Genomic DNA, 24066 nt, shown 5'->3' on the forward strand with positions numbered 1-24066 from the left:
GCAGGACTTCCGGAGTCGCGAAACAAGCGCGCTGCAGAGCGCCGGATACCAGCGAACTGTAGATGCGAGGCGCAGATTAGGCGACTGGTACGCCTGCTGAAAATTCATGCTGGCTGCGACAGGTCAATGGGCCATGGCGGTGCGCTCCTGGCGCAACAGGCCGGCGAATACCGCCGGCGGAACCGCCTCGGAAAACAGGAAGCCCTGGGCGCAGTCGCAGCGCAGGCGGCGCAGCAGCGCCAGCTCGTCCGGGTGCTCGACGCCTTCGGCGACCACCTCCAGGCCCAGTTGCCGGCCGAGCTTGACGATGCTCTCCAGTGCGGCAGCCAGGCCGTCATCGTCAACACAGCCGTGCACCAGCGCGCGGTCGATCTTCAGCTCGGTGAAAGGCGTGGACACCAGGTTGTACAGCGAGCTGTAGCCCTGGCCAAAATCGTCCTGGGCCAGGCCAAAGCCCTTCATGCGCAGACGGCAGGTGCCGGCGTAGTAGTTCGCCGGGGTCGCCGTGCGACTGCATTCGAGCAGCTCGAAGACGATGTGCGCCGGCACGCCGCCACGGGCGGCGACAAAGTCGGCCAGGCGGTCCGGCAGCTCGGCATCATCCAGCAGGTGGGTCGGCAGGTTCACCGCCACCGCCAGGCGAAAGCCCATCCGCGCCCACTCGGCCTGGGCCTGCAGGGCCTGGTCGAGCACCGTCCACAGCAGCCGGTCGTCCAGCCCGGCGGCGCTCAGGGCGTCCATGAAACAACCGGGGAACAGCACCCCATGCGCCGGATGCTCCCAGCGCACCAGCGCCTCGGCGGCAACGATGCGGCCGTCGATCAGCGAGGTCTTGGGCTGGAACCAGGCGCGCAGCTGCCCCTGTTCCAGGGCCTGCTCCAGCTCGGCGCCACTGGGCGGGGTGATGCGCGGCAGCCGGCACCTTTCGGAGTGTTCCAGGCGCGTGACCAGTTTCTCCAGCAGACGGCGAATGGCCGGCGCGCGGGCCGGCTTGGCGATCTGTTCGAGCACCGTGATGCCATGGGCGCGCGCCACCATGGTGGCGCTGCCCATCAGGCTGCGCTGGGCCGAGGTCATGATCGCCAGTAGCGGCGGTTCGGGCAGTTCGGCCAAGCGCTGGATCAGCTGCACGCCATCCAGGCCGGGCATCAGCAGGTCGCTGATGACCAGGTCGAAGCGCTCGCGGGCCAGCCATTGCAGGGCGTCGGCACCATCCTCTGCGGCGCGCAGGTGCTGTACACCCTGTTCGCGGAACAGGTTGAGCAGGTACTCGCGCTGGAACGGCTGGTCCTCGACGATCAGGATTCGCTGGTTTCGCATGGCAGCACCTCCGCAGGCAGGCTGGTCAGGCAGTGGCGCAAGGTGCGCAGGTCCACCGGCTTGTGCAGGCAGAGGTTCATGCCGGCGGCGATACAGCGGTCGCTTTCCTCCGGCATGGCGTTGGCGGTGGCGCCGATGATCGGCCCGCGGTAGCCGCGCTGGCGCAGCGCACGGGCCAGCTCGTAGCCATTGAGGTGCGGCATGTTCACGTCGGTGAGCACCACGTGGAAGGCCTCGGGCTGCCAGCGCGCCAGGGCCTGGCGGCCATCGGCAGCGAGCTCGACCTGGCAGCCGAGGGTCTCCAGCTGGTCGCGCAGGATCAGCTGGTTGATCGGGTTGTCCTCCACCACCAGCACCCGCAGGCCCAGGCCGATGTCCGGCAGAGTCTCGGCCAGCCGCGCAGCCTCGTTGCCGGAGCCTTGCGCTGCCGCCAGGGCGCGGCGCAGGCCGTCGAGGTTGTAGCGGCCGACGTGCCAGTCGCAGCCTTCCTGGCGCGGCAGGTCGCCCCCCAGGTCGGTCACCAGCACCCGGCAGCCCTTCCAGGCCGGCAGCGGACGGCGATCGCCGGGGTTGAAGCGCAGGTCCACCAGCACGCCGCTGTCAGCGTCATCGAATACCTGGTCGGCGCTGGCCACCTGCGCCTGCGCGCCCCAGCGACTGATCCAGCCGCAGAGGCTATCGGACAGCTCGCGGGTCGGCGCGTGGACCCAGACCAGGCTGTCCGCCAAAGGCTCATCCAGCGGCGGCGGCGCATCGAGGCACTGCAACGGCAGGCTGACGGAGAAGCTGCTGCCCAGCCCGACCTCGCTGACCACTCGCAGCTGGCCGTGCATCAATTCGGTGAGGCGCTGGCAGATCGACAGGCCCAGCCCGGTGCCGCCGGCCAGGCGCACATGGCCGGTGACCTGGTAGAAGGCGTCGAACAGGTGGCCCTGCTGATCGGCCGGAATGCCGATGCCGGTGTCGGTCACCTGCCAGTGCAGCGTGGCCTCGCCATTCTCTCCGAACTGGGCGCGCACCCGCAGGACGATGCGCCCGCTGTCGGTGAACTTCACCGCGTTGCTCAGCAGGTTGTTGAGGATCTGCTGGATGCGCGTGGCGTCGCCGAGCATCCGCGCCGGCAGCGCCGGGTCGCAGCAGGCGTAGAGCTGCAGGCCCTTGGCGCGGGCGGTGGCGGCGTAGGACTGGGCGGTATCCAGGGTCAGGTCCAGCGGCGAGAACGCCGCCGGCTCCAGGCCCAGCTGGCCGACCTCGATCTTCGAGACGTCGAGCACGTCGCTGATCAGTTGCAGCAACGTCGAGGAGGAGCGCTGGATCGCCCGCAGGTAGCCCGACTGCTGGTGATCCAGGGCGGTGCGCCCGAGCAGTTCGAGGGTGCCGAGCACGCCATAGAGCGGTGTGCGAATCTCGTGGCTCATGGTCGCCAGGAACAGCGTCTTGGCTTCGTTGGCGGCATCCGAATGTTGCTTGGCCTCGGCCAGCGCCGCCTCGGTCTGCTTGCGCGCGCTGATGTCGCTGAAGGCGCAGCAGAGCACTTCCTCGCCCTTGTAGCGGGTCGGTGTGTAGCTCAGGTAGAGGTGACGCCCGGTATGGGTGTCCACCTCTTCGGAGCCGCCCTCCTCGCCACTGCTGAAGCCGCGCTCCAGCCAGCCGTGGCTCCAGTAGCGACGCTCCTCGCCGCTGCCCAGCCATTGCTGGGCGAGGCGGTTTTCCAGCACCACTTCGGCATCGCTGCGGCGCAGCAGGCAGAGCGCCACCGGGGCAGTCTGGATCACCGCGCGGGAGAAGCTCTCGTTCTCCACCAGCGCGTCCAGGCGATGCTGCGCCGGGCCGATCAGGCGGTGGTTGATCCGCCGGCAGGTGGCCCACACCAGCACGCAGCCGAGCAGCAGCAAAGCCAGCGAGAACAGCAGCTTCGGCCACATCGGCAGCAGCAGGTCGTAGAGGTTGAAGTAGTAGATCAGCGACCAGTCGGAACTGCCCAGGTGCTTGAGCAGCGCCAGGTGGCTGGGCAGCAGGCCGGGGCCGCTGAAGGCGAAGTGATCGCCCTCCCACAGGTCGACGAACTGCAGGCCGAGCTGCGGCGTCACCGCGCTGCCGAGGATCGCCCGGTGCTCACGATCCAGCAGCAGGAAGCGCCCGGCATCGGGTACGCCGAAGGCAGCGGCGAGGTCGGCGCCGAACAGCTCCAGGCCCAGCCAGCCGTTGTCCTGCTCGCCGGTCACACGGGTGAACAGGTACTGCCGCGACTGCGGGTCGGTCGGGTCGGCCAGCCAGCGCACGCCGCGCTCCTCCTTCTGCGTACCGCGCCGCCCCAGTGCCTCCAGCACCGAGGGCGGCACCACGGCGTTCAGCGCTGGCGCGCCATACAGCCGGGTGACCGAGCGATCCGGGCCGGGCGAGACGTAGATCAGGTTCAGCCGGCGCGACTCCATCTCCGACAGGTCGCGCCCGGACAGCGCCAGGCTCCAGTGCGACCCCGGCTCGCCGAGGTTGACGAACACCTGCTCATGGGGCGGCACCGGCACGTTCAACTGACGCCACTGCACCAGCGGCTCGCGAGCCTTCCAGGTCACGCCACGGCTGATGTGCTCCAGCAGCGACTCGCGCTGGCCGACATAGCTCTGGGCGTCGTACATGGCAGCATTCATCTGCCGGCGCAGTTGCGACACCTCGCTGTTGAAGCTGGCAGCAAGGAACAGGCTGAGGGTGAAGAACACGCACGCGATCACCACCCAGGCCAGCAGACGCAGGAGTTTGCGGGCGGCCTTCGGGGTGGAAAAGGACGAATCCTGGCGGCGCAGGAACTGCTTCAATTTCATGCCCGCCAGCCTGGGGAAAAGCTGACCGGCGGGACATAAGACAAATCTAAAAAGCGTGGAAGTGCGGGGCTCGTCGCGCAGCGCCTGGGAAAAAGGGGTCAGCGCTTCTGGGCAGCCGTGTAGACCTCGCCACGCTCACGCTTGCCCACCGCGATGACCAGTACCACCACCTTGTCATCGAAGACTTCGTAGACCAGGCGATAACCGGCCGCAGCGAGCTTGATCTTGTAGCGACTGGCCGCACCCTGCAGGCGTGCCGAGGGGACGTGGGGATTACGCAAGCGTTCGTCGAGCTTGCGGATGAACTGCTCCTTCACCGGCCCCTTGAGCTTCTTCCACTCCTTGAGCGCGGACTGATTGAAGGCCAGACGGTAGATCGAGTCAGAGCTGGCGGAGGTCATCGAGAGTGACTTCCACTATTGGCTCATCCTTGCGCTGCTCGGCGATTCTGCCCAGTTGCAGGTCATCCAGCAGCTCCATCATGCGCTCGTACTCATCCGCCGGAACGGCATAGAACACCGGTTCGTTGCGATTGAGGATAGCCACCGCATGGCCCATGCCGGCAGCGACAGTGCCCATGGGGTCTTTCTTCAGTTCAGTGATGGAAGCGGTGACATCCGCCAGCATGGAATGGGGCACAGGACTCTCCCAGAGCAAGAAGACACTCGATTAAGTGCTTTTAAAGACACTTAATCAAGTGCGCTTCGTCACATCAGGAAAGCTCCAGCAACCCGCTTGCCCGCTGCACCCGGCGCTCCGTCGCCGCCTCCAGCACCTGCCAGCCGCGCCCGGCGCTGGCCAGGGTGAACCACTTCCGTGCGCGGGTGATGCCGGTGTAGACGAGCTCGCGGGTGAGGATGGGGTTGAGGCTGTCGGGCAGCAGCAGGGCAGCGTGGGTAAATTCCGAGCCCTGGGATTTGTGCACGGTCATGGCGAACACCGTCTCCACCGCCTGCAGGCGGCTGGGCAGGATCCAGCGGATGGCGTCGGTGCCATCCCCTGCCGGGAAGGCCACGCGGGCGACCCAGCGCACCGAGCCGTCGTCGGCCGGCTGCGGCAGCGCCAGGGTGATGCCGATGTCGCCGTTCATCAGGCCCAGGCCATAGTCGTTGCGGGTGACCAGCACCGGGCGCCCGGCGAACCAGCCGTTTGCCGAGGGAATCAATCCTTCGCGTTGCAGCAGGTCGCCGATCAGCACGTTCAACCCTTCGACGCCCCAGGGCCCGCGACGCAGTGCGCAGAGCAGCTGGAACTGGCCGTGGGCTTCCAGCACCTTTCTCGCCCAGGTATCCAGTGCGGCCTGATCGGCGTTGTCCGCCGGGCGCGAACCGCTGACCACGCGCAGGTAATGGGCGTAACCGACCGGGCCGAACAGGTCGCCGCCGCGTCCGCCGTCGATCACCAGGTCGCGCAGGCTGCGGGTTTCCTGGGCATCCACGGCGATGCGGGCGAGGTCTTCGTGCTGCGCCTTCCACACCTGGCGCAGCGCCGGGATATCACCGGCGTTAACCGCCTCGGCCAACTGGCCGATGCCGCTATCGGCACTGAATCGATGGCTGTGCCGGAGCATGGCCACGGCCTGGTCGAGTTCGCTGCCGGAGGTATCCAGCAGCGTGGCGTCAATCGATTCGCCAGTCACCGCCTCCAGCCAGTCGCGGGTGGCCGGGCGGTAATGACCTTCGCGGGCGCGGCTGCACAGCTCGCCGAGCACCGCGCCGGCTTCCACCGAGGCCAGCTGGTCCTTGTCACCGAGCAGGATCAGCCGCGCGCGCGGCGGCAGTGCGGCGAGCAGCGAGGCCATCATTTCCAGGTCGACCATTGAGGCCTCGTCCACCACCAGCAGCTCCAGCGCCAGCGGATTGCCGGCGTGGTGGCGGAACTGGCGGCTATCCGGCCGGCTGCCGAGCAGGCGGTGCAGAGTGGTGACCTCGGTGGGGATTTCCCTGCGCACGGCTTCGCCATCGGGCAGGCCGGTGAGGTCGAGGCGCTGCACGGCGCCAGCGATGGATTCGTTCAGGCGTGCGGCGGCCTTGCCGGTGGGCGCGGCGAGGCGGATGCGCAGCGGGCGCCCGCCCTCCCCCAGCGCCAGGCTTTGCAGCAAGGCGAGCAGCTTGACCACGGTGGTGGTCTTGCCGGTGCCGGGGCCGCCGGTGACGATGCCGAAGGCGTTGCCGGCAACCAGCGCACAGGCGAGTTTCTGCCAGTCGGCCGGCGCACCGGCTTTTTTCGGGAACAGCGCATCCAGCGCCTGGCGCAGCTGGGCCGCAGGCAGCGCGGCGCGTAGCGCGTCGCCCTGTTGCAGGCGCTGGTCGATGCCGGCGCGCACTTCGCGTTCGTACTGCCAGTAGCGGCGCAGATACAGACGACGGCCGGACAGCACCAGCGGCGTCTCACCGGGGCCATCGCCGACCAGGCGCGGATCGTTCAGCACAGCACGCCACGCGTCCAGATCAAAACCCTCCAGCAGCACGCTGGGCAGCTCCGGTACGTCCTTGGCCGAGTCGCCCTCGGGCGGCAGCGACAGTGCAAAACGGCTGTCCGCTAGCGTCGCTTCCAGGTCGAGGCAGACGTGCCCGCGGCCGAGCTGGTGGCTGGCCAGAGCGGCGGCAAGGATCAGCAGCGGGTTGGCGTCCGGCGCGCGCTCGACGAGGAAGATCGCGAAGGCGCGGTCCAGCTCACGCAGCCAGCCGCGCTCGGCCCAGCGACCGATCAGTTCAAGCATTTGCGCGGTGCTCTTCATGCCGGCACCTCCGCGCGGAACAGGCGGTCCAGCTCGTCCATCAGCACCTTCGGCGGACGCTCCAGGTACATGCCCTGGGTTGCCGAGGAGCTGCCGCGCAGGAACAGGTACATCGCGCCTCCGATGTGGCGGTCGTAGTCATAGTCGGGCAGGCGCGCCTGCAGCAGCCGGTGCAGGGCGAACAGGTAGAGCGCGTACTGCAGGTCGTAGCGGTGCTCCAGCAGCGCCTCGCGCAATGCCGCGTCGGTGTAGGCCTCGTCGTCGGCGCCGAGCCAGTTGGATTTGTAGTCGGCCACGTAGTAACGGCCCTCGTGCTCGAACACCAGGTCGATGAAGCCCTTGAGCATGCCGTTGAGCAGGTTGCCCTGCAGCGTCGGCCGCGCCACGCCGCCAAGGGTATGGCGGATCACGGCGGCGTCCAGACGCTGGGTATCGACGTGGCGGGTGGAGAACCAGAACTCCATTTCCTTCTGGAAGGTGGTCAGCCCGGCGAGGCTGACCGGCGCCGCATCGGGCACACGGAACGCCGTACGCAGGTACTGGCCGAGCCAACCGGTGAGCGGATCGATCCACTCTTCCCAGCCGCGCACGGTGCAGCGCCGGGCGATCTGGTCGCGCAGCGGCTCTTCGTCGGGGTTGAAGCCTTCGTCGGCAGCCCACTCCAGCAGCCCGTGGAGGAAGCTGCCGGGGTTCGCGCCACGCGGGAAGGCGTGCAGGCTGAAGGGTGCCGGCACGGCTTCCAGCTCGCGGTGCTCTTCCAGGCTGCTTTCACGCAGCAGGTCTTCGCCGGCGCTGATGGGTTCGTCGGCGGCCGGCGCGGGGGCGATTTCGCTGTCGTCTTCGGTAGCCAGCGATGCCAGCGCGGAGTAGCTGGCGATCCACCATTTCTCCGCCACCCGGCGGCGCGGTTCGCGGGCCGCGCCCAGCTCGCCGACCTGGACGCCGACGAAGACTTCCGTACCGACTTCCGGCGCCGGCTCCAGGGCGATTTCCGTGTGGCCGGCCTGCAAGTCGCCCAGCCGCGCAGTCACGTCCTCGACGCTCAGCGTGTTGCCGCCGCCGAGCAGGTAGCCCATGGCGCCCTTGTGCAGTTCGGGGCTCTTGCTGTTGCTCATCACCAGCGGCGCCATGCCCAGCCACACAGCGTGGCGCGCGCGGGTCAGGGCCACGTAGAGCAGGCGCATGTCCTCGCTCAGGCGCTCGTCGTTGGCCAGCTGGAAGGCGGCCTTGGCCAGCTCCTTGTCGCGGGACAGCTCGACCACCCGCGCATCGCCGGACTGGAAGCTCGGCGGCGTGCCGCTCTTGCCGTCCAGCTCGCGCCAGGTGCAGATGAAGGGCAGCAGCACCAGCGGGTACTCCAGGCCCTTGGACTTGTGGATGGTCACCACCTTGATCAGGTCGGCGTCGCTTTCCAGGCGGAGGATTTCCTCGCTGGACGGGCTCTCCAGCTGCTCGGCAAGCACCCGCAGCAGGGCGTGTTCGCCGTCCAGCTCCACGGCTTCGCGCTGCAGCCACTCGGCCAGGTGCAGCAGGTTGGTCAGGCTGCGTTCGCCGTCGGTTTCGCGCAGCAGGCGCGCCGGCAAGGCGAAGTCGGCGAGCAGGCGGCGCAGCATCGGCAGCACGCCCTGCTGTTGCCAGAGCACGCGGTAGTCGCGGAAGCGCAGCACCATGTCTTCCCAGAAGCGCTCGTCCTGGTTCAGCCGCTCCAGGGTCGCCCAGTCCAGCGCCAGGCTGCGAGTCGCCAGGGCGATACGCAGCGCACCGTCGTCGCCGGGGTCGGCGCAGGCGCGCAGCCAGTGCAGCAGGTCGACGGCTTCGGGGCTGTCGAACACCGAGTCGCGGTCGGACAGGTAGACGCTGGCCAGCCGGCGTTTCGCCAATTCGCCACGCACGGCTTCGGCTTCGCTGCGACCGCGCACGAGGATGGCAATATCCGCCGGGCGCAGTGCGCGCCACTGGCCATCGGCCTCGCGGAAGCCGCTCTGGGCGGAGCTGAGCCAGCGCTGGATGGCACTGGCGCTACTCGCCGCCATCGCCTCGCGGTACTCACCGGAGCGGCAGACTTCGCCGTCCTTCTCCAGCTGCCAGAAGGTCATGGCCGGCGCTTCGCTGCCTTCCAGCAGCAGCGTTTCGTCACGGCCACGCGCTTCGACGTTGAGGAACGGCACCGGATTTTCCTGCCCCTCCACCGCGAAGCGGAAGGCACCGCGCGGATGGCCTTCGGCAAACAGGAAGCAGCGGTTGGCCGCCTTCACCATCGCCAGCGTGGAGCGGTAGTTGGTGCCCAGCGTGTAGTGCCGCCCGGCCGTCGCGGCGCGGGCGCGCAGATAGGTGTGAATGTCGGCGCCACGGAAGGCGTAGATCGCCTGCTTGGGGTCGCCGATCATGAACAGACCGAGGTTCCTCGGGTTCTCCGAGATGCGATAGACACGCTCGAAGATGCGGTACTGCAGCGGGTCGGTGTCCTGGAATTCGTCGATCAGCGCGATGGGGAACTGCTCGCGGATGCGCTCGGCCAGACGCTCGCCGCCGCTACCGGCCAGGGCCCGGTCGAGGCGCACCAACAGGTCGTCGAAGCCCAGCTCGGCACGCTTCTGCTTTTCCACTTCGAGGTTGTGCCGCACTTCGCCCAGGGCATGCAGCAGCAGTTGCGGGGCAATCTCCGGGCGCCCCTCGGCGCGCTCGACCCAGGCGTCGATGGCCAGCAGCGCAGGATGCTCCGGCACCACCGCCTTGGCTTTCACCTTGATCCGCGTCTGACCGAACTTGGCGAGGTTGTCCGGCGCGTCGGCACCTTCGCTCCAGGCATCCAGCGCTTCGATCCAGCCGGCGAACACCGCATCGTCATCCTTGCCGCGGTAGCTGTTGCCGTTGAGGTCGCCGCGCAGGTTGCGCAGCAGTTCGGCGACACCCTCGCGATCCGCCGCCCAGGCTTCACAGGCGCGGGTTTCAGCGGCGGCGAGTTCGTCGTAGAACTCGCCGGTAGCTTCGAGCAGATCGGCCAGCGAGTCGGGCGCCGTCAGCGGCTGATCGGCGTAGCGGAAGCCGGCCTCCTGGGCCGCCAGCAGCGGTTGCAGGGCGCGGGCCAGCGCCTCGGGGCCGGCGTAGCWATGGCGCACGGCGTTGGCCGCCGCCACGCCCAGCGGGTAGAAGTTGCGCCGCCAGTAGTCACGCACGGCTTCGGCGAGCAGTTCGCTCTGGTCGGCGGCGAGGTCCTGGGTGAACAGGCTGCCGCTGTCGAAGGCGTGCTCGCGCAGCATGCGGTAGCACCAGCTGTGGATGGTGGAGACGGCGGCCTCGTCCATCCATTCGGCGGCCAGCCGCAGCAGGCGCGCACAGCCGGGCCAGCGCTCGGCGGCGTAGCTGTCGCGCAGTTTCACCAGCAGGCCGTCGTGTTTCTGTTCAGGCTCGGCGAAGCAGCGCGCGGCTTCGCCAAGACGCGCCCGGATACGCTCGCGTAGCTCCTGGGTCGCGGCTTCGGTGAAGGTCACCACGAGGATTTCCGGCGGGCTCAGCGGCCGGCCGAAAGCAGCCTGCTCGCCACCGTGGTCGAGGACCAGGCGCACGTAGAGCAGGGCGATGGTGAAGGTCTTGCCGGTGCCGGCGCTGGCCTCGATCAGCCGGCTGCCGTGCAGCGGGAAGTCGAGAGGATTGAGCTCGACGGCGCTCATTGTTCCGCCTCCTTGCGCTGCAGAATCGCGAACAGCGGCCCGTACAGCTTCTCCGCCCAAGCCGCGAACTCTTCGCTGGCATTGAGCGTGGCGAAGTCCGGATAGACTCGCGCCAGCGCCGCCGAAGACGACGCCTCGCCGCTCAGGTTGAAGCCGCCGTCGTAGCGCTTGGCAGCCTCGCGGGCCGCGCGGTCTTCGTCATCAGCTGCGGCCAGCCAGGCGAACGCCGCCTTGCAGGCGACCGGCAGCGGACGGCTCATGCCCTGGAACCAGGCATCCATCAGCGCATCCAGTTCGGCGCGGGCATCCTGCGCCGGCAGCGGCGGGAACTCCAGAGTGCCGGTCAGACCGACCAGCACACTGGTCACCGGTTCGCCGCACAGTTGCAGCGCCAGGTGACGCGCCCACGGGCGCACCAGCCCATGCCATTTGTAGCCCTTGCCTTCGTGCAGCTTGCCACTGACCAGTTGCAGGCTGGCGAGCTGGCCCTCGGCGTTGCGGCGCAGGCCGCCGAGCCAGTCGGCCAATTGGATTCCAGCGTGTTCGTGGTTGAGTTCGCGCTGTTCGTCTTCCACCTGCGACCAGTGCTCCAGCTGCTCGCGGTAGCGCGCCAGCAGGTCGTGCAATGGCGCCACCAGCGCCTGGGCGGAGAAGTCGCCGAAGGCCGCCAGCGGCAGCCGGCCTTCGCGGCGCAGGCGTTCGACCTGGGTGGTCAGTTGCCCGGCCAATTGCTCGTCCTGCCAGTGCTGTTCAACCCATGGGCGCAGGCGCTCGCAGAGTTCGAACTGCAATTGCCAGACGTCCAGGCCGTTCAGCTCGAAGGGCTCTTCGTCCTGGCCGGTCAGTTGTTCCTCGCCGAAGCGCACTTTCAGGCGTTGCAGGAAGAAGGCACCGACCGGGTTGGCGAGGAAGTCCGAGAGCACGCGCAGGCCGATGGGCGCGTCGAGTACCGGCGGTGACAGCGGCGCATCGTTGGTCTCGCCTTCGTGCTCGCGGTGCACGTCGCGCCACTCGCGGGCGTAGGTGTAGAGGCCGTCGATGCCCTGCACCGAGGGCGCGTCGAAATAGGCGCGGCTGAAGGGTTGCAGCGGGTGTTCCAGGGTCAGGCCGTGCAGCAGGTCGCTGCCGTTGGCGCCGTGCCAGCCGGCAGCGAGATGGTCGCGCAGCTGGCCGACCAGCACCGACGGTGGGCGCTCGCTGTTGTCGCGGATACTCCGCCCGACCCAGCTGACGTAGAGCTGGCGGCGCGCCGAGAGCAGCGCTTCGAGCAGCAGGTAGCGGTCGTCCTCACGGCGCGAACGGTCGCCGGGGCGGTAGTCGTTGCGCATCAGGTCGAAGTCCAGCGGCGATTGCGGGCGCGGGTAGTCGCCGTCGTTCATGCCCAGCAGGCAGACCAGCTGGAAGGGAATCGCGCGCATCGGCATCAGCGTGCAGAAGCTCACCGCGCCGGCGAGGAAGCGCTGGTTCAGGCCACCGGCATCCAGGCCGCTGAGCCAGGCCTCGCGTACCACCGAGAGCGGCAGTGGGTCGGTGAAGCCGGCATGGCCGCAGGTTTCCAGCCAGCCATCGAGCAGGTCCTGCAATTGCTGGCGCAGCAGTTCGTCGTGGTCGTCGGTGACCTTGAAGAAGTCTTCCAGCAGGTTGCGCAGGCACTGCACCCAGGTGGCCGGGTCGGCTTCCTCGGCGAGCAGCTCGCAGGCCTTCTCCAGCGCGCCCAGCAGCCCAGCCAGCGGACCGAGAGCGGCGGCGTCGAGCCCGCCGATTTCCGCGTAGGGCTGGATGCCCTGGAAGGCGTCGCCCTCGCCCACCGCAAAGCCCAGCAGCATGCGCCGCAGGCCGAAGCGCCAGCTGTTGGCTTCGGCGGCGGCGGGCAGGCCGAGGCGTTCGCGCTGCTGACCGTCGAGGCCCCAGCGGACGCCGGCACCGTCGATCCAGCGGCGCAACAGCGGCAGGTCGGCATCGGCCAGGCCGAAGCGCGCGCGCACGGCGGCAACGTCCAGCAGGTCGAGAATCTCGCTCACCGCGAAACGGCTGTCGGGCAGCCGCAGCAGGTGCTCCAGCGCCACCAGCAGCGGCTCGCGGCCGCGCTGCCCCTGGTCGGCCAGGGTGTAGGGGATGAAGCGTTTATCGTCGCGGGCAATCTGGCCGAACACCGCCTCGATGTGCGGCGCGTAGGGGTTGATGTCCGGGACCATGACAATCACGTCGCGCGGGCGCAGCGTGGGGTCGGCGTCGAAGCGCGCCAGCAGTTGGTCGTGGAGGATTTCCACTTCACGCTGGGCGCTGTGGGCGACGTGGAAGCGCACCGAGTCATCGGCCTGCGGGTCGACCGCCGGCCAGTGCTCGCGGGTTTCGTTGATCGGCCGCAGTTCGAGGATGTCGTCCTGCAGCTGGCCGAGCAGGCTGCCCGGCTCCACTTCGCTGAACAGGTCGATGCGCCCGTTGCTCACCGCGCCCAGGCGCGCACGGTAGCTTTCCGGGTCGTCGTACTGGTCGAGCAGGTTGATGTAGTCGCGGCCCTGCTTGCCCCAGGCGGCGAGTAGCGGCTGGGCGTACTGGTGTTGCTGGTCGTCGCTGAGCAGCTCCGGGGTGCCGGCGCGGCGGCGCTGGCGGCGGTATTCGTGGCGCAGCAGGTCCTTGTCGGCAACGATGTCGGCCCAGTGATGGCGGCAGGGGTTATGAACGCAGAGCAGCACCTGGGCGTGGCGCGCCAGCACGGCAAGCGCCTCTACCGTCTGCGCGGGCATGGCGGAGATGCCGAACACCACCACGCGACGCGGCAGGTTCGGCAGCAGGCTCCCGGCGTTCTTCAGCTTCTCGATGAAGCGCCCGTGCACACCGGCACGGCTGGTGGCCAGGCCTTCGGCGCCGACATCGTCGAGCAGCGCGCGCCACAGGGCGGCCTGCCAGCGGTTGTCGGCGTCCAGCTCGCGCAGCGTGCCGTTGGCCAGGCGCAGTTGGTCGACGTTGCGGCTCCAGTCTTCCAGCCAGTCGGCGCGGTAGACCTGGTACTGGTCGAACAGGTCGGCCAGGCGCTCGGCCAGCTGGTGGCGCTTGCGCAGGTCGGCGTCGTCGGCGAGGAAGCGTTGCAGGGTGGCGAACTCGTCGCGCGCAAGCAGGGTCGGCAGCAGGCGCATCAGGCGCCAGGTCAGCGGGGCCTTGTCGAGCACCGAAACTTCGGGGATTTCATCGCGGCCCAGCGCGCCCCGGTAGGCACGCCAGAGGAATTGCGCGGGCAGCTGCACGTCGAGCGCGGCGGTGACGCCGCAGCCGCCCTCCTCCACGTCGCGCCCCAGCGCCAGCTTCAGCCACTGGGCGATGCCGTTGCTCTGCACCAGGATGACTTCGTTCTCCAGCGGCGCCAGCGGGTGCAGGCTCATCCACTGCACCAGCAGGTCGCGCAGCGCTTCCGGATGGTTGCCGTGGATCACCATCAGGCCGGGGGTCAGTCGCTGCTCGCTCATCGTGTCTCCTGGTGCGGAGCGGGCAACGAAAGATGCCCGCCGGGGATGACGGGCATTTCACCAAAAAAGCGCCGCGACGGGGCAGTTTTTTACAGCGACTTCAGCGGTTGGAAGCGGCGGCCCACGCCTGCTTCCACGAAGCCTGGATGGCCTGGGTGGTGGCCTCACGCAGGGCTTCGCGGCGGCGGAACTCACTGCGCCGCTGGCTTTTCACTTCCGCGATGTCGCGTACCGGCTCGCGTTCCGGCAGGCGGTACCAGTGGCGGTCATGGCGCTGGCCCTGGCATTCCAGCCAGAAACCATCATAGCTGGACTTGAGCTTGTGCGAGCAGATGTGCGAGGCATCGCTGATGCCCAGCAGGAGTTTGCTTCCCATGGGCTCGCACAAGGCATAAAGCGCGCTCAGCAACAGGCCCTTGGGGCGCAGGCCGTGCATTTCCTTGCCCAGCCACTTGACCTTGTCATCGTCGCCGAGATGCGGCCCCTGCAACCCGCCGATCAGTACCTGCTCCCGCTCGCCCAGGGTAAAGCTCAGGGAATACAGGCGCTCACCCTGATCATCGCGCAGGTACAGGCCCAACTCGCCTTCCTTGAAGAAGTCCGACGGTTCCAGGGAAAGCCACAGGGTCTCACCACCCTTGAGCTGCACCGGGCTGAGCGGCACCGCCTGTTGGGACAGCAGTCGCTGCGTCCAGGCCGGCGGCAGGCACTGCAGCTGCGCGTAGTGGCCGACCAGCGCGGCCAAGCGGCGGCCAATGCCCCAGGAGTGGCACAGGTAGCGCCGATGGTGGCGCTCGGACGGTGCCGGGGACCCCTTGTACTCTCGCGCCAGGACGGGATAACGCTGAACGTGCTGCGACCATTGCCAGTGCAGGTGCGGCGAGACGATGGCGGCCAGGCTGCGCTGGCACCCCTTGCGAAGGGCATTGAGGCTCATGGGAATTCCATTTCGTCAAGGACGGGAGCCAACCTCCTGCCCACGGATCGATGCAGTGTGTCGGTGCGCGCCCCGCGGAATAATCAGCATCCCCCCACATCGACCTGGGAACTTTTCTGATCAGGCGACGGCTTGCTCCGACAACAACTCCACTGCATTCGAACCTGCTCGAATCCTGGCGCCCGCTATGCTCTGAACGAGTACCCCAATGCCCCAGAATGGAGAACGAAATGGGCAAGAAGAGCAAAGCGAAGAAACCGGCCGCCGAACAGACCGGGAAGATGAAGAGCAAGGAGTACGAAGAGCAGCTGCGCAAGCTCTCGGTGGAGCTGGTCAAGCTGCAGGAATGGGTGGTGCACAAGGGCCTGAAGGTCTGCATCATCTTCGAGGGTCGCGATGGCGCCGGCAAAGGCGGCACCATCAAGGCGCTGACCGAGCGCGTCAGCCCGCGGGTGTTCCGCGTCGTGGCGCTGCCGGCGCCGACCGAGCGGGAGAAATCCCAGCTCTATGCCCAGCGCTACATCAAACATCTGCCGTCGGCCGGCGAGATCGTGATCTTCGACCGCAGCTGGTACAACCGCGCCGGCGTCGAGCGGGTGATGGGCTTCTGCACCGAGGAGCAGGCCGACAAGTTCCTCGCCGTCACCCCGCTGTTCGAGCGCATGCTCACCGAGTCGGGGATCATCGTGCTCAAGTACTGGCTGGAGGTCAGCCCGGAAGAACAGGCGCGCCGCCTGGAAGACCGCATCACCGATGGCCGCAAGATCTGGAAGCTGTCGCCGATGGACGTGAAGTCCTACACCCGCTGGGACGAATACACCCGCGCCCGCGACCTGATGTTCGCTGCCACCGACTCACCCTGGGCGCCGTGGTTCGTGGCGCGCTCGGAGGACAAGAAGCGCGTGCGCCTGAACGTCATCAGCCACATCCTCAAGCACGTGCCCTACAAGGAAGTGCCGCGCGAGGAAGTGAAGCTGCCCAAGCGCGGCCGGATCGGCAAATACAAGAGCCCCGACTATCCGTTCCACTACATCGACGAGACTTTCTAACTCGACAAGACCTTCTGACGCCGGGCTCGATCCGTCGTCATCCTGGTCACCGTGTTCGCGAGCAAGCTCGCTCCTGCGAAGAGCGTTTCGGCTTCCAGCAGGAGCGAGTTTGTTCGCGAACCGCCTCAGGCAATTTCCCGCAGATACTCCTCGACCTCGACCGAAAGCCAACCGGCAAACGCCGCCACCTTCGCCTGCGTCGCTTCGCGCTCGGGCCATACCAACCAGTAGGGAAAGCCGTAGGGCACGCGCAGGTCGCTCAGCGCCACCAGCTCGCCGCTTGCCAGCGCGCCGGCCACCAGGCTTCGACGTTCAAGGCCGACACCCTGGCCCATGCGCACCGCCTCGATGCTCAGGTTGGAATCGTTCACCACGAACTCCGCCGGCTCCTGCGGCACCGCCACGCCGGCGGCCTGACACCAGTCCAGCCAGGATTCGAAGCCGGTGATGCGCGGGCAGCGGAGGATTTCCTCCGGCGTCCGTGGCAGGCGGCCGCCATTGAAGCCTGGCGCGGCCACGACCACCACTTCGTCCTCGAACAGATGCTGCTGCGCCAGCCCTTCCCAATGACCCTGGCCGATGCGCACCGCGACATCCGCCAGGCCCTGGCGCAGGTCCATCACCTCCAGGCTGGCCAGCAGGCGCAGGCGGTACTGTGGATAAGTCGCGCGGAAGTCCGGCAGACGCGGCAACAGCCACTTCTGGCCGAACGACGGCGTGACCGCCACCACCAGTTCGTCCTCGCCCGGGCGTGCCTTGGCCAGGCGGGTTGCCTCGGCGATATCGCGCAGGGCGCCACGAATCTGCAGCGCGTAGAGGCGCCCCTCCTCGCTCAGGCGCAAGCCCCGGCCCTCGCGCTGCAGCAAGGTGACGCCCAGCAGGCTTTCCAGCTGGCGCACCTGCTGGCTGATGGCCGAGTGGGTGACGTGCAGTTCGCTGGCGGCCAGGGTCACGCTGCCGAGCCGGGCAACGGCCTCGAAACTGCGCAGGGCGGAGAGCGGTGGCAGTGCGCTCATGTAAGTTTTCCTAACCGAATCGGTCACTAATCGTCGCTATTTCCCGGCAGCCAAAGCCGCTAGATTCATGGCCACCGCGCGGACAACCGCGTCAGCCACGATGCAATTTCCACTAACAGGATGTGCCCATGCAACAGAAGCTTCCGCACCTGATCGGCATGCTCGACTCGCCCTACGTACGGCGCGTCGCCATCACCCTGCGCCTGCTCGGTATCGAATTCAGCCACCAGTCGCTGTCGGTATTCCGCACCTACGAGGAATTCCGCGGCATCAATCCGGTGGTGAAAGCACCGACCCTGGTGCTGGGCGACGGCCAGGTACTGATGGATTCCACGCTGATCATCGACTGCTTCGAGCATCTGGCCGGGCGCAGCCTGATGCCCGCCGAGCCGGCTGCACGGGTGCGTGCCACACGTCTGCTGGGCCTGGCTCTGGCGGTCATGGAGAAGGCGGTGCAGCGTTACTACGAGCAGCAGCGGCCGCAGGACAAACAGCTCGCCAGCTGGCAGGAGCGGGTCGACCAGCAGTTGCACGCCGCCCTGGCGCAACTGGAAAGCGAGCTGCGCGAGATGTCGCTGGACGCCGGCGCGCCGCTGGACCAGGCCGGCCTGAGCATCGCGGTGGCCTGGACCTTCGTGCAGCTGCTGCMCGCCGAAGACATCCCGGCAGACAGCTACCCGGCAGTGCGTGACTGGGCGGAACAGGCCGAGGCGCTGGACGCCTTCAGGGCCTTCCCGCCGATGTGATGCCTTGAGGTAGGAGCGGACTCCGTCCGCGATAGGCCTCAGGCGCGCCGGGAATCGATCGCGGACGGAGTCCGCTCCTACGCTCCCTGAGGCTCAATCTCTGGGCAGTTCCTCGTGCTGCTGGTGGGTAAAGCGCAGCAAACCGAAGCAGATGACGAATCCGCACGCCGCCAGCCCTGCCGCGACGAGGAAGATCGAAGAATAGCCATGACGCGCGGCGATCAGACCCATCAGCGGGCCGGCGATGCCCATGGCCAGGTCGAAGAACAGCGCGTACGCGCCCAGCCCGGCGCTGCGGCTGCTGGCCGGGATGCGCAGCACCGCTTCGACGCCCAGCGACGGGTAGACCAGCGACAGCCCGCAACCGGTGAGCGCCGCGCCCAGCAGGGCGAAGCCCGGCCCCGGCGCCTGCCACAGCAGCAGCAAGCCGAACACTTCCACGCCCAGGCAGGTCACCGCCACGGCAAAGCCGCCGAAGCGGTTGACCATGCCCGAGAACACCAACCGCGCGCCGATGAAGCAGACCCCGAAGGCGGTCAGGCACCAGGCCGGATTGGTCCAGCCCTGGCTGCCGTAATAGAGGGTGATGAAGGTAGCCAGGGTGCCGAAGCCGATGGAGCCGAGCATCACGCACAGGCCATAGGGCAGCACCCGGCCGAGCACTGCGTGGAAGGCCATGCGCGTGCCGGAGATGGTCGGCACTTCCGCGCGGCCGCGGGCGGCCAGCCAGCCCAGCAGGGTCAGCACCAGGATGCTCACGCCCAGGCTCCAGAGGCCGATGGATGCCGACATCATCACCCCCAGCGGCGCACCGATGGCGATGCCGCCGTAGCTGACGATGCCGTTCCAGGAAATCACCTTGGCGGTGTTCTGCGTGCCGACAAGGGCAATGCCCCAGCTCGCCGTGCCGATCCCCAGCAGCCCCTGGGCCAGGCCGAACAGCAGGCGGCTGGCGAGCAGCAGGATCAGGCTCAGCCAGGGCACCGACTCCAGGCTGGTGGAGGCCAGCACCAGCACACCGCCACTGCCCAGCACACCCAGGCCCTGGAGCACGGCGCGCTTGGCGCCGTAGGTGTCGGTCAGGTAGCCCGCCAGCGGCCGCGAGACCAGGGTGGCAATGTACTGCAGGCCGATCACTCCACCGGCGACCACGGTGGAATAGCCCAGGCCTTCATGGACGAAGCCGGGCAGCACCGGCAGCAGCAGGCCGATGCTCAGGAACAGGACGAAGGTGAAGAATACGGTGGCGAGAATGCGCAGGGTGACGGAGGCAGTTCGCTGCTCGGACGAGCTCATGGACGGGCCTGACGGTGGGTGGCGGCACGGGGCGGGATCGATTGAAAGCAGGCTATCGATTTCCGTTCGACTTGCCAATCCGAACCTTGCCCGCTGGTTGGGGCTCCTATAGTTGTTGCATTGCCGCGCGCCGTGGCGGCGCGCTCCACCTCGACCCAGGAGATCGTCATGGACACCAGCCAGCACAGCCTGAGCGCCCTGTTCAAGCAACTCGGCCTGCCCGACGGGCGCAAGGACATCGATGCGTTCATCGGCAGCCACCGCCTTGCCGAGGGCCAGAAGCTGCCGGAGGCGCCGTTCTGGAACAAGGCCCAGGCGCAGTTCCTGCGCGAGGCGCTGCAGCAGGATTCGGACTGGACCGAGGAAGCCGACGAGCTGGCGGTGCGGCTGTCGAACTGATCCGGCGCGCTCCTGCTTCAGATACGCACGCTTATTTCAGATAAGAGCGCAGCACGCCCATGACCTGCTCCAGGTCCTCGTGGCGCTGCGCTGGCGTGCGGTCCTCGGCGCCCAGGTGGTCGCGCAGGTGGCCTTCGAGCACTTCGGCCATCAGGCCGTTCACCGCGCCGCGGATGGCGGCGATCTGCTGCAGGATCGCCGCGCATTCGCTGCCCGCCTCCAGCGCCCGTTCCAGCGCCTCGCTCTGGCCCTTGATGCGCCGCACCCGGGTCAGCAGCTTCTTCTGGTCCTTGATGGTATGTCCCACGTCAAAACTCCAAAGGTATACTGGGGTATAGTATCCAGACTGATCCTACGGACCATCATCATGCAGCACGCCACCCACCCGCAAGACGGCCACCACGACCACCAGTTCCACGAAGGCAATCCCCTGGCCGAACGCAACACCCTGCGCGCCGCGCTGCTGACCGTCGTGATGATGGTGGTGGAGATCACCGGCGGCTGGATCTTCAACTCCATGGCGCTGCTCGCCGACGGCTGGCACATGAGCTCCCACGCCCTGGCGCTGGGGCTGGCGTTCTTCGCCTACGTGGCGGCGCGGCGCTTCAAGGGCGATGCGCGCTTCGCCTTCGGCACCTTCAAGATCGAAGTGCTGGCCAGCTACACCAGCGCCATCCTGCTGCTGGGCGTGGCGGCGCTGATGCTGTTCGAGTCCGTGGCGCGGCTGCTCTCTCCTTCGCCGATCCATTACCAGCAGGCGATCGCCATCGCCGTGGTCGGCCTGCTGGTGAACCTGGCCTGCGCCTGGCTGCTGCGCGGCGAACATCACCATCATGACCACGGCCATGGCCACGATCATCACCACGGGCATGACCATCATCACGACCATGGCCACGACCTGAACCTGCGCGCCGCCTACCTGCACGTGCTCGCGGACGCCGCCACCTCGGTGGCCGCGATCATCGCGCTGATCGGCGGTCTGCTATGGGGCGCCGCCTGGCTCGACCCGCTGATGGGCATTGTCGGCGCCGTGCTGGTGGCGATCTGGTCGGTCGGCCTGCTCAAGCAGAGCAGCCGGGTGCTGCTGGATGCGGAGATGAACGACCCGGTGGTGGAGGAAATCCGCGAAGTGGTCGCCGAGCTGCCGGCCCCCGCACGCATCACCGACCTGCACCTGTGGCGCGTGGGCAAGTCGCGCTATGCCTGCATCCTCAGCCTGGCCAGCGATGGCGGCCTGACACCCGAACTGGTGCGCCGGCGCCTGCAGGCCCACGAGGAGCTCGCGCACATCACCGTGGAGATCAACCCCACCACGGCCTGATGCCGGAGGTCGCGCCGGCTTTGACGCACAGCCGGCGCTGCGGCCTAATGCGCAGCCTGTCGAACCCGGTCGCCTGCCCGCATGTCCAGCTCCCGCTTCTCCACCGCCCAGCAACGCGCCAGCATCCTGCACCTGCCCGCCGGCCCCTGGACCACGGTGCTCGATTGCCTGTGCGCGCGCTTCCCGGCGATCAGCCGCGACACCTGGCTGGACCGCATGGCGCGCGGCAAGGTGCTGGACAATGACGGCCAGCCCATTGGCCCCGAGCATCCCTATCGCGAAGCGCTGCGCATCCATTACTTCCGCGAGGTGCCGCAGGAGGCGCCGATCCCCTTCCAGGAAAGCATCCTGTATGCCGACGAACACCTGGTGGTGGCCGACAAGCCACACTTCCTACCGGTGACGCCCGCCGGCCAGTACGTCGAGGAAACCCTCCTCGCCCGCCTCACCAAACGCCTGGACAACCCGCAGCTGGTGCCGCTGCACCGCATCGACCGGTTAACCGCCGGGCTGGTGCTGTTCTCCGCCAACCCGAGTAACCGCGATGCCTACCAGGCGCTGTTCCGCGAGCGGCGCATCGACAAGCTGTACGAGGCCATCGCGCCGGCCCTGCCGCATCGGCAATTCCCGCTGGTGCATCGCTCGCGAATGGTCGAAGGCGATCCGTTCATCCGCATGCAGGAAGTCGACGGCGAGCCCAACAGCGAAACACATATAGAAGTGCTGGAGCAGCGAGGCGAGCTCTGGCGCTACGGGCTGCACCCGGTCAGCGGCAAGCGCCACCAATTGCGTGTGCATATGTCGGGGCTGGGCGCAGCGCTGTGCTTCGATCCGCTCTACCCCACCCTGCCGCCCAGGGACCAGCGCCCGCCGGAGGATTTCGCCAAGCCGCTGAAGCTGCTGGCGCGCCGCCTGGAATTCCACGACCCGATCACCGGTGCAGCGCGCCGCTTCGAAAGCCAGCTGGAACTGACCTGGCCTTCCATCAATTTCATCGATGGTCACCCTTAAGACGATCCATTTCCGTCGATAGTGGCCCGGGTGTTTTCATAGCTCCATCCCAAGGAGATAAAGCATCAGGAGCCGAACATGAGCTACAGCGCCAAGTCCTTTTCCGCCCTCGTCAATGCGCTGCGCGCCGATGGCATTACCCGTCCCGAACAGATGGCCCGCCAGCCCTTCCGCAATGCCCAGGGCTTCTGGTCCGCGGTGGCAAAGAAATGAACCTCGTGCGGCGACTCCCGCCTGCTCTGCGCATGGATGCGGTGATCGTCCTTTATGCCCTGGCCACGGCCTGGCTGGTGTTCTCCGGGTTGTGAGACGAGGCTGAAAGCCCTCGCCGGCCACGCCCAAGGAGGGTTCGACAGGTTCGCGAGCAAGCTCGCTCCTACACTCGGACTTCACCTCAGCGAGCTCTTTATAGGTGCGAGTTGGCTGGCCCCGTGACCTGATGCAAATGAAAAAGGGCAGCCACGGCTGCCCTTTTTCGTATCCCGCGCGGCCCTGCCGCGCTCCATCGTCACTTCTTCAGACAGGTGCTCATGAACGCCTTGCGTTCATCGCCCTTGAGGGCCTTGGTGGTAGCGTCGGCGTTGCAGGATTTCATCTTCGCCTGCTGCGCGGTCATGGCCTTGCTGTCGCCGCCGCCAGCCTTAAGGCAGGTACTCATGTAAGCCTTGCGTTCATCGCCCTTGAGCGCCTTGGTGGTGGCGTCGGCGTTGCAGGTCTTCATCTTCTCCTGCTGCGCGGTCTGCGCGGCGGTGGCGGCGAAGCCCTGTACCGAGAACAGCAGGGCCAGTGCCAGCAGCGGAATCCTAACGATGGTCATGGAGTGGTCTCCCAGGATGGAATTGCCACTCTGAGCGTAGCTCGCAGCCCAGTGTTCGCGAGGGCTTCACTGCAACGCGGGACGATTTCCGGTGCCGACCGTGAGCGTCATCGCGACGGGGAAAATATAAAAAGTTATATATAAATTCTAATTGATAATTTTTTGAAATAACAAAAATACCGCAGTATGGCGCTGCCACCCATTCGGTACGCCAGGAACCTGCCATGTCGCTGTTGACCCTTCCCAATGCCCGCGAGCAAACCAAGTCGGTCCGCGCCACGGTGCTGGTGTTCAAGGACCCGCGCTCGCAGGAACTGCTCAATCGCATCGAGCGTCTGGCGCCCAGCGAAGCCAATGCCTTGATCATCGGCGAGACCGGTACCGGCAAGGAGCTGGTGGCGCGCCACATCCACAAGCTCAGCCGGCGCAGCACCGCGCCCTTCGTCGCGGTGAACTGCGGTGCCTTCTCCGAGACCCTGGTGGAAAGCGAGCTGTTCGGCCACGAGAAAGGCGCCTACACCGGCGCCACCAGCAGCAAGGCCGGCTGGTTCGAAGCGGCCAATGGCGGCACGTTGTTCCTCGACGAGATCGGCGACCTGCCGCTGAACATGCAGGTCAAGCTGCTGCGCGTGCTGCAGGAGCGTGAAGTCGTGCGTCTGGGCTCACGCACGCCGGTGCCGATCAATGTACGGGTGGTCGCCGCAACCAACGTCAACCTGGCCGATGCCGTGGTCGCCGGGCACTTCCGCGAGGACCTGTTCTACCGCCTGCACGTCGCCACCATCCGCCTGCCGCCACTGCGCGAGCGCCCCGGCGACATCCTGCCGCTGGCCGAATTCTTCCTCGAAGAGCACTGCCAGCGCCTGGGCTACAACCGCGCCTCCCTGAGCCCCGAGGCCGAGCGCAAGCTGCTGGGCCACAGCTGGCCGGGCAATATCCGCGAGCTGGAGAATGCCATCCACCACGCCCTGCTGGTCTGCCGCAACCAGCAGGTGCAGCCGGGCGACCTGCAGCTGGCCGAGCTGCCGGCAGTGCCGCGCCACGACTCCCTGCGCCACGAGGCTTTCCCCCACGCCCTCGCCCCGCGCGTCGAGGCCACCCTGGAGCAGGCGCTGCTGGAGCTGTTCGAAAGCAACAAGCCCGACCTCTACGAGCACATCGAGGAAGTGCTGTTCCGCACCGCCTACCACTTCTGCCACGGCAACCAGTTGCAGACCGGCCGTCTGCTGGGCATCAGCCGCAACATCGTCCGCGCGCGCCTGGAGAAGATCGGCGAACTGAACCTGCCGCGCACCGGCTGAGCTGCTGCCAGCCGCGCCGTTGCTGGGCTGGCGCCGTCCGTCGGCAGTGCTTCAGCGGTTCCCCCCCGCGAAAGGTTATAATCCGCGCCGTTTTCCGGCTGCCCCGGCGTTGCGAGTCCCAGCGTCTACACTGCCAGGGTGACGTCCTCGCAGGGC

General features: G+C 67.5%; 19 protein-coding genes. 7 read left to right on the forward strand and 12 right to left on the reverse strand.

What is annotated here, in order from left to right; all coding sequences use genetic code 11:
* Positions 1-123 precede the first annotated feature (123 nt).
* From QO207_RS22275 to QO207_RS22310, 8 genes are all read right to left on the reverse strand, one after another.
* Positions 124-1320: an EAL domain-containing protein gene (locus QO207_RS22275; protein ID WP_301534470.1), complete on the reverse strand. Its 1197-nt coding sequence runs from the start codon at positions 1318-1320 to the stop codon at positions 124-126.
* Positions 1299-4142, reverse strand: a complete 2844-nt coding sequence (locus QO207_RS22280) for an ATP-binding protein (protein ID WP_301534471.1) — start codon at positions 4140-4142, stop codon at positions 1299-1301. Before QO207_RS22280 ends, QO207_RS22275 begins: the two co-directional genes overlap by 22 nt.
* A 98-nt stretch (positions 4143-4240) precedes the next feature.
* Complete coding sequence (locus QO207_RS22285) at positions 4241-4543, reverse strand: type II toxin-antitoxin system RelE/ParE family toxin (RefSeq protein WP_301534472.1); 303 nt, start codon at positions 4541-4543, stop codon at positions 4241-4243.
* Positions 4524-4781, reverse strand: a complete 258-nt coding sequence (locus QO207_RS22290; RefSeq protein WP_301534473.1) for a type II toxin-antitoxin system Phd/YefM family antitoxin — start codon at positions 4779-4781, stop codon at positions 4524-4526. The genes QO207_RS22285 and QO207_RS22290 overlap by 20 nt, the downstream gene beginning before the upstream one ends.
* Before the next feature lie 73 nt (positions 4782-4854).
* Positions 4855-6882: an exodeoxyribonuclease V subunit alpha gene (gene recD / locus QO207_RS22295; RefSeq protein ID WP_301534474.1), complete on the reverse strand. Its 2028-nt coding sequence runs from the start codon at positions 6880-6882 to the stop codon at positions 4855-4857.
* Entirely contained in the window at positions 6879-10553 is a 3675-nt protein-coding gene (gene recB / locus QO207_RS22300; protein ID WP_301534475.1) for an exodeoxyribonuclease V subunit beta, read from the reverse strand. The genes recD and recB overlap by 4 nt, the downstream gene beginning before the upstream one ends.
* Positions 10550-14017, reverse strand: a complete 3468-nt coding sequence (gene recC, locus QO207_RS22305; RefSeq protein ID WP_301534476.1) for an exodeoxyribonuclease V subunit gamma — start codon at positions 14015-14017, stop codon at positions 10550-10552. The genes recB and recC overlap by 4 nt, the downstream gene beginning before the upstream one ends.
* 100 nt (positions 14018-14117) lie before the next feature.
* Complete coding sequence (locus tag QO207_RS22310; protein WP_301534477.1) at positions 14118-14954, reverse strand: DUF535 family protein; 837 nt, start codon at positions 14952-14954, stop codon at positions 14118-14120.
* A 230-nt stretch (positions 14955-15184) separates the two neighbouring features.
* Here QO207_RS22310 and ppk2 point away from each other — a divergent pair, with 230 nt between their 5' ends.
* Complete coding sequence (ppk2, locus tag QO207_RS22315; RefSeq protein WP_301534478.1) at positions 15185-16003, forward strand: polyphosphate kinase 2; 819 nt, start codon at positions 15185-15187, stop codon at positions 16001-16003.
* Between the two features lie 125 nt (positions 16004-16128).
* Here ppk2 and QO207_RS22320 read toward each other — a convergent pair whose 3' ends face one another.
* The gene (locus QO207_RS22320; protein ID WP_301534479.1) at positions 16129-17019 is read right to left on the reverse strand and encodes a LysR substrate-binding domain-containing protein; all 891 of its coding nucleotides are present in this window, start codon (positions 17017-17019) and stop codon (positions 16129-16131) included.
* 128 nt (positions 17020-17147) lie between these two features.
* Between QO207_RS22320 and QO207_RS22325 the strand changes: the two genes are divergently transcribed.
* Complete coding sequence (locus tag QO207_RS22325; RefSeq protein WP_301534480.1) at positions 17148-17765, forward strand: glutathione S-transferase family protein; 618 nt, start codon at positions 17148-17150, stop codon at positions 17763-17765.
* A 93-nt stretch (positions 17766-17858) separates the two neighbouring features.
* Here the strand turns inward: QO207_RS22325 and QO207_RS22330 are convergent, their stop codons facing one another.
* Positions 17859-19061: an MFS transporter gene (locus QO207_RS22330; protein WP_301534481.1), complete on the reverse strand. Its 1203-nt coding sequence runs from the start codon at positions 19059-19061 to the stop codon at positions 17859-17861.
* Positions 19062-19229: 168 nt separating this feature from the next.
* Here QO207_RS22330 and QO207_RS22335 point away from each other — a divergent pair, with 168 nt between their 5' ends.
* Positions 19230-19460 (forward strand): DUF2789 domain-containing protein, encoded by a 231-nt coding sequence (locus QO207_RS22335; RefSeq protein WP_301534482.1) that lies wholly within the window; start codon positions 19230-19232, stop codon positions 19458-19460.
* Between the two features lie 31 nt (positions 19461-19491).
* Here the strand turns inward: QO207_RS22335 and QO207_RS22340 are convergent, their stop codons facing one another.
* A complete protein-coding gene (locus QO207_RS22340) occupies positions 19492-19767 on the reverse strand; it encodes a metal/formaldehyde-sensitive transcriptional repressor (RefSeq protein ID WP_253452670.1) in 276 nt (91 codons plus the stop codon).
* A gap of 60 nt (positions 19768-19827) precedes the next feature.
* Here QO207_RS22340 and dmeF point away from each other — a divergent pair, with 60 nt between their 5' ends.
* The 3 genes from dmeF (at position 19828) to QO207_RS22355 (ending at position 22005) form a co-directional block, all read left to right on the forward strand.
* Positions 19828-20781, forward strand: a complete 954-nt coding sequence (gene dmeF, locus QO207_RS22345) for a CDF family Co(II)/Ni(II) efflux transporter DmeF (protein WP_301534483.1) — start codon at positions 19828-19830, stop codon at positions 20779-20781.
* 81 nt (positions 20782-20862) lie between these two features.
* Complete coding sequence (locus tag QO207_RS22350; RefSeq protein ID WP_301534484.1) at positions 20863-21792, forward strand: pseudouridine synthase; 930 nt, start codon at positions 20863-20865, stop codon at positions 21790-21792.
* Positions 21793-21870: 78 nt separating this feature from the next.
* Positions 21871-22005, forward strand: coding sequence for a hypothetical protein (locus QO207_RS22355; RefSeq protein ID WP_017519380.1), 135 nt, complete (start codon positions 21871-21873; stop codon positions 22003-22005).
* Positions 22006-22300: 295 nt separating this feature from the next.
* On the opposite strand, the gene QO207_RS22360 is transcribed toward QO207_RS22355, so the two are convergent.
* Entirely contained in the window at positions 22301-22609 is a 309-nt protein-coding gene (locus QO207_RS22360; RefSeq protein ID WP_301534485.1) for a PsiF family protein, read from the reverse strand.
* A 224-nt stretch (positions 22610-22833) separates the two neighbouring features.
* Between QO207_RS22360 and QO207_RS22365 the strand changes: the two genes are divergently transcribed.
* Entirely contained in the window at positions 22834-23910 is a 1077-nt protein-coding gene (locus tag QO207_RS22365; protein WP_301534486.1) for a sigma-54-dependent Fis family transcriptional regulator, read from the forward strand.
* The last annotated feature ends 156 nt before the right edge of the window (positions 23911-24066 follow it).

Origin of the sequence: Pseudomonas sp. CAN1, assembly GCF_030462585.1 — a bacterium.
Taxonomy (GTDB): Bacteria; Pseudomonadota; Gammaproteobacteria; order Pseudomonadales; family Pseudomonadaceae; genus Pseudomonas.